General features: G+C 57.6%; 12 protein-coding genes. 8 read left to right on the top strand and 4 right to left on the bottom strand.

The genetic code is table 11. The features are described 5' to 3' along the window. Nucleotides 1–234 precede the first annotated feature (234 nt). On the top strand, nucleotides 235–447 hold the full coding sequence (locus FGW20_RS13250; RefSeq protein WP_011843941.1) for a type II toxin-antitoxin system HicB family antitoxin: 213 nt from the start codon (nucleotides 235–237) through the stop codon (nucleotides 445–447). A 324-nt stretch (nucleotides 448–771) separates the two neighbouring features. Here FGW20_RS13250 and FGW20_RS13245 read toward each other — a convergent pair whose 3' ends face one another. After that, entirely contained in the window at nucleotides 772–1,026 is a 255-nt protein-coding gene (locus FGW20_RS13245; protein WP_067073163.1) for a type II toxin-antitoxin system HicA family toxin, read from the bottom strand. 60 nt (nucleotides 1,027–1,086) lie between these two features. Here FGW20_RS13245 and FGW20_RS13240 point away from each other — a divergent pair, with 60 nt between their 5' ends. Beyond that, nucleotides 1,087–1,290: a hypothetical protein gene (locus tag FGW20_RS13240; RefSeq protein ID WP_067073161.1), complete on the top strand. Its 204-nt coding sequence runs from the start codon at nucleotides 1,087–1,089 to the stop codon at nucleotides 1,288–1,290. After that, the gene (locus FGW20_RS13235) at nucleotides 1,268–1,558 is read left to right on the top strand and encodes a type II toxin-antitoxin system RelE/ParE family toxin (protein ID WP_301678542.1); all 291 of its coding nucleotides are present in this window, start codon (nucleotides 1,268–1,270) and stop codon (nucleotides 1,556–1,558) included. Before FGW20_RS13240 ends, FGW20_RS13235 begins: the two co-directional genes overlap by 23 nt. On the opposite strand, the gene FGW20_RS13230 is transcribed toward FGW20_RS13235, so the two are convergent. After that, nucleotides 1,461–1,694, bottom strand: coding sequence for a type II toxin-antitoxin system HicB family antitoxin (locus FGW20_RS13230; protein ID WP_231476737.1), 234 nt, complete (start codon nucleotides 1,692–1,694; stop codon nucleotides 1,461–1,463). The two genes, FGW20_RS13235 and FGW20_RS13230, sit on opposite strands and share 98 nt — an antisense overlap. A 133-nt stretch (nucleotides 1,695–1,827) precedes the next feature. On the opposite strand from FGW20_RS13230, the gene FGW20_RS13225 reads away from it, so the two are divergent. The 5 genes from FGW20_RS13225 to FGW20_RS13205 all read left to right on the top strand — a co-directional run bounded on the left by FGW20_RS13225 (nucleotide 1,828) and on the right by FGW20_RS13205 (nucleotide 3,590). Beyond that, nucleotides 1,828–1,956 (top strand): hypothetical protein, encoded by a 129-nt coding sequence (locus FGW20_RS13225; RefSeq protein WP_255342094.1) that lies wholly within the window; start codon nucleotides 1,828–1,830, stop codon nucleotides 1,954–1,956. 146 nt (nucleotides 1,957–2,102) lie between these two features. Then, entirely contained in the window at nucleotides 2,103–2,444 is a 342-nt protein-coding gene (locus FGW20_RS13220; RefSeq protein WP_011843947.1) for a transcriptional regulator, read from the top strand. Between the two features lie 40 nt (nucleotides 2,445–2,484). Continuing rightward, nucleotides 2,485–2,964 carry a hypothetical protein gene (locus FGW20_RS13215; RefSeq protein WP_276834821.1) on the top strand — a complete coding sequence of 160 codons (480 nt, stop codon included), beginning with the start codon at nucleotides 2,485–2,487 and terminating at the stop codon, nucleotides 2,962–2,964. Between the two features lies 1 nt (nucleotide 2,965). Then, nucleotides 2,966–3,301, top strand: a complete 336-nt coding sequence (locus FGW20_RS13210) for a type II toxin-antitoxin system PemK/MazF family toxin (protein ID WP_011843949.1) — start codon at nucleotides 2,966–2,968, stop codon at nucleotides 3,299–3,301. A 70-nt stretch (nucleotides 3,302–3,371) separates the two neighbouring features. After that, the gene (locus FGW20_RS13205; RefSeq protein WP_048114588.1) at nucleotides 3,372–3,590 is read left to right on the top strand and encodes a type II toxin-antitoxin system HicB family antitoxin; all 219 of its coding nucleotides are present in this window, start codon (nucleotides 3,372–3,374) and stop codon (nucleotides 3,588–3,590) included. A gap of 70 nt (nucleotides 3,591–3,660) precedes the next feature. On the opposite strand, the gene FGW20_RS13200 is transcribed toward FGW20_RS13205, so the two are convergent. Then, nucleotides 3,661–3,894: an ATP-binding protein gene (locus FGW20_RS13200; protein WP_048063760.1), complete on the bottom strand. Its 234-nt coding sequence runs from the start codon at nucleotides 3,892–3,894 to the stop codon at nucleotides 3,661–3,663. 118 nt (nucleotides 3,895–4,012) lie between these two features. Continuing rightward, nucleotides 4,013–4,228: a Fic family protein gene (locus FGW20_RS13195; protein ID WP_143706330.1), complete on the bottom strand. Its 216-nt coding sequence runs from the start codon at nucleotides 4,226–4,228 to the stop codon at nucleotides 4,013–4,015. Nucleotides 4,229–4,377: the final 149 nt, after the last annotated feature.

The following is a 4,377-nucleotide window of genomic DNA, read 5'->3' as shown; positions in this document are numbered from 1 at the left end:
TCATTCATCGTTCATTCATCGTTCATTCATCGTTCATTCATCGTTCATTCATCGTTCATTCATCGTTCATTCATCGTTCATTCATCGTTCATTCATCGTTCATTCATCGTTCATTCATCGTTCATTCTTCCCCGAGGCATCGTGTGCCCACTCATAACGGACGAGACAACCGGCCAAGATCTGTTGGTCAAGTATTGTCACGACAAAGAGAGATGCTATTCTATCGGTGAGATCATGAGGACGTTCACGGCTGTGCTCTACAGGGAAGAGGATATGTACGTCGCGGAGTGCTCGGAGGTCGGCACCGTCAGCCAGGGCAGGACGGTTGAAGAGGCGGTGGCCAACCTCAAAGAGGCTACGGAGCTGTACTTAGAAGAATTCCCGCTGGAAGATGGGAGGCGGCCGATCATCACGACGTTCGAGGTGGCCGAGGGTGCCCGGGCTTAAACCCATCTCAGGCGAGGCAGTGATAAAGATACTCTCGAAACAGTATGGATTCATCGTAAGCGGGCAATCCGGGAGCCATGTTCGCCTTTCAAAAGAGACGCCCAACGGGAAAGTGCGACTGTCTGAAAGAAAGGAGTTTGAGCACCGCAAGGTGTGAGGTAGGGACAGTTGTCCCGCTGCACAACGAACTGAAGATCGGTACACTTCGCAGCGTCCTGAAGCTGGCGAAGATCGATCCTGAGGATTTTGCCCGGTATCTTTGAGAGGGCCTTCTCGGCTGGCCGCAGGCCGCGCTGAACCTGTCCTGTATAACAGGTTGAAGTTTTACAACAGATCTCTAATCTCCTCCCGCTCAATCCCGGCCTGCTTGAGGATCTCCAGAAGCGTGCCGGTCGGATGGTCCCGCCCGTGCACCGGGACGACGGCCCGGCGCTTTGTCTCCGGGTGATAAAAGAGGTGGTGGCTCCCTTTCACCCTACGTAGCGGTCGGTAGAGGATGAGCCCCTCGATCACCGGCCCCTTCTTTTTTAGAATCCTGGTAGCGGTCAGACACCCCCTGAACCGTCGGAACTCACTCATCTTTCCCTCGGCTCACTCGCGTGCAACATTGTAAATATGGTAAGCACTTACAATACTGCCATGGCTGCAACCAAGAGGATTCCCGTCTCGGAAGGGGTATGGGCGGAGATCTCCGAGCTGAAGCACCCCGGCCAGACCTTCGATGATCTCCTCTCCTCCATGGTCGAGCAGGAGAAGAAGCGCCGGTTCATCGAGGATATGGATCGCATCGAGGCCGAAGGGGATTTCGTGGAGCTGGAGTTTGACGTTCCGGATACTGATTAACAAAAAGGCCCTTGAGAGCATCCGGAGCCTCAGCGCAAAGAGCCGGCGGATAGTCATGGAGCAGCTGAAAACCCTCCAGGAAGACCCGTATCCCGGCAGCGGAAGCGACAAGGAGCGCCTGTACGTGCACGGGCGGGAAGATACCTATCGACTTCATATCAGCCGGACATTCACGGCATTCTATCGCATCCATGAGCAGGAGCTGGAGGTTCACGTTCTTGCCGTGATGTCGATCGAGCAGGCGCACAAACGGTATGGATGGTTCTGACGGCCTCCCGAGCCATCGCTATCGCCTCGTCGACGATCTCCCCGAAGGTGACGCAGCCAGGAAGGGTCGGCACAATAACAGTATACCCGCCTTCCGGCTCTTTTCGGAGGAGGATACGGTAATTCAGGCTTCTCATCATATTATAACCCCGCTCGTGAATGGTACAGGCCCCGATGGGGGCATAGTGGTGTCTGTGCCTGTCCCCATCGGGGGCCATCCTTTTTTGGGTCGACGAAAAAGCATATGAAGCATCGAACCAAGCAGGTTGTATGGCAAAGAATCAGCGTGCCGACGTTAAGAACCCCAACAACCCCTCACACAAAGCAGCAGCGGACAACAGGGCGAATCAGCTCAACCCGAACAACACAGCCACGAAGTCCGGCAGATCTAAGAAGTGATTGCCTGAAAAACGTCCTACCTTTCTCCACGATGTGCATCTTGCCCGCATCAGGCCGGGCCTTTACTCCATAGCGGAGCAATCCGCAGATCTCCACATCCTTTATCACCTCCCGCTCCAACATCTACTCAAAGTTGAAAGTCGCCTATGCCTGACGATCTCATAGCAATCGTAGAAGAATCCGAGGACGTGAACAGCGCTCTCATCTCCCGGGTGCGCCTGGAGATACTCTGGGCGCTCTCCGAACTCGGCGAGGACGGGGCCACCGCACGGCAGCTCAAGGCCGGGCTGAACCTGAGCGACGGCGTGCTCTACGCAAACCTCAAGAAACTTGTCGAGATGGGGTACCTCCGCTCCGAGAAGGTGACGCTCGAAGGGAAGGAACTGGAACTCTACGCCATCACCCCGGAAGGACTCGCCGAGTGGCGGCGCGTCCGGGGCTGGCTCTGCAAACTCCTGGGCTGCGAGGGTGATACCTGTGAACGATAGAAGCAAAGTCATTGCCTGCTTCCGGGAAGCAGGATTCCGGATGAATACGGACCTGTTCGAGCACCGGCTCATCGCCCAGAAGCTCGTCTACCTGCTGAGGCTGAAGGGCGTCGAGTTCGTGTATCCGTTCCGCCTCTACGTCCGGGGGCCGTACTCGCCGAACCTTGCGCGGGAGTACTACCAGCACGCCGATGAGTTTTCCCGGTGCGAAACGGAGAGCACGCTCTCTCCCGCCGAGGCGGATGCCGTTGCCGGGCTCACCGGCCTCTTCGATAAAAGCCCGTCCCTGCTTGAGATCGGAGCGACCTACGGGTACCTGGCCTACGAGATGCGCCAGCCGCCGGAGCAGGCATACCGGATGGTCCGGAGAATGAAGTCCTTCTACTCAAATGAGCAGATCGTCAAGGGCGTCAACCGGGCAAAGCAGTACCTCTTCGTCCCCACCGACGAAGAGAAGGCGGCGCTCGACGCCGAGCTAGGGGAGTGGCAGCGGGCCGGTATCCGGTCGATGAGGCATTAGGATGGGCCGGAGCAGGGGCGATATCTGGTTCGTCGATCTCACCGACGCACGGGGGCACGAGCAGAGCGGGCTCCGGCCCGCCGTGGTGCTCGCCGTCTCTTACGGGGGGATGACAATCGTGGTTCCGCTCACGACGACTCCGGCGGCTTTTTCGTTCCCGCACACCTACGGCATCGAGAAGAGTTCACAGAACGGGCTCTCCTCCAACAGTGCGGCGCTGGTCTTCCAGATCGTTGCCCTCTCAGAAGACCGTTTCGTCAAAAAGATCGGGCGATGTTCGGTCGAAGATATGGAAGCGATAAGCGTTCTGTTGAAGGATCTGTTATTGCTGGAATAACCGGCGGACGATCTCGCTCCGGGAACGCTGAACAGTGTTCTCAAACAGGCAGGGCTGAAAGGATTGAATAATGTATCGATTTCTTGTCATCGTCGAGCAGACCGACGGCAACTACTCGGCATACTCCCCGGACATTCCGGGATGCGTGGCGACCGGAGCGACTCGCGAGGAAGTGAAAGAGCGGATGCACGAAGCGATTGAGTTCCACATCGAAGGGCTCCGGGAGGATGGGCTCCCTATTCCGCCGTCACGGTCTTCAGCAATCTACGTGGCGGTCGGTAGAGGATAACGTCCTCCTGTCACCAAACCCCTTCTTTTCCAGAATCTTAACGGCTTTCCGGGCCGTGAGCGCCGGAAGTTCAGGCATGGGCCTCGACGGTGAGGGTGTATTCCAGGAGCCCTTCCTCGGTGGGGATTTCCTCACCTCTCGCTAGCATGCCCTCAATGTAGAGTTCAATTGCCTCCCGTGCCATCATCGGTTCGGTGAGGAGGGGGTTCGCCGGCAACCGACCCGTGAGCCTGCCGGAGTTTTTCGAGAGGGACGGCGGGAGGGTACCAGGGTTCCAGATCTCCAGGCGGTCGGAGAAGAGCATCACCTGGACGCTGGCCGGTGTAGTCGCGGTGGGCGACGGCGTTCACGATCGCCTCCGCTGCCACCTCCTTCGGGATCTCGTAGCGCACCGACGCCTGCGGGCCGGGTAGTGCAGGCGGTCACGGCGTATCCCTCCCGGCAAGCAGGGCACGGCCCCTCTCAGTGATCCGGTACTTCTGGTTGCTGCTCCGGGGCCTGTCCGGGACGGTCATCTCGATCAACCCTGCCTGCATCATTGGTTTCAGCACGGAGTTCCTGAACTTGGTGCGGTTCGTCCTCCCTGTAACGTCCATAAGTTCGGAGATCGACGTCTCCGCCACACAGGTGCGCAACACTTCGACTTGGTCCCCACTTAGTGAGGTCATCCCATAACCCTCCAGATCATGATGGCACATGCCAGGTGGATCAGCCCGAGGAATGAGTGTTCATAGCGTTCATATCGAGGAACAATCTTCTTGAATGCCTCGATCCAGCTGAAGAACCG

This window comes from Methanoculleus methanifontis (genome assembly GCF_030464365.1).
GTDB classification, from domain to species: domain Archaea; phylum Halobacteriota; class Methanomicrobia; order Methanomicrobiales; family Methanoculleaceae; genus Methanoculleus; species Methanoculleus methanifontis.
The sequence above is the reverse complement of the archived record's forward strand: the minus strand, read 5'-3'. Positions and strand labels throughout refer to the sequence as shown.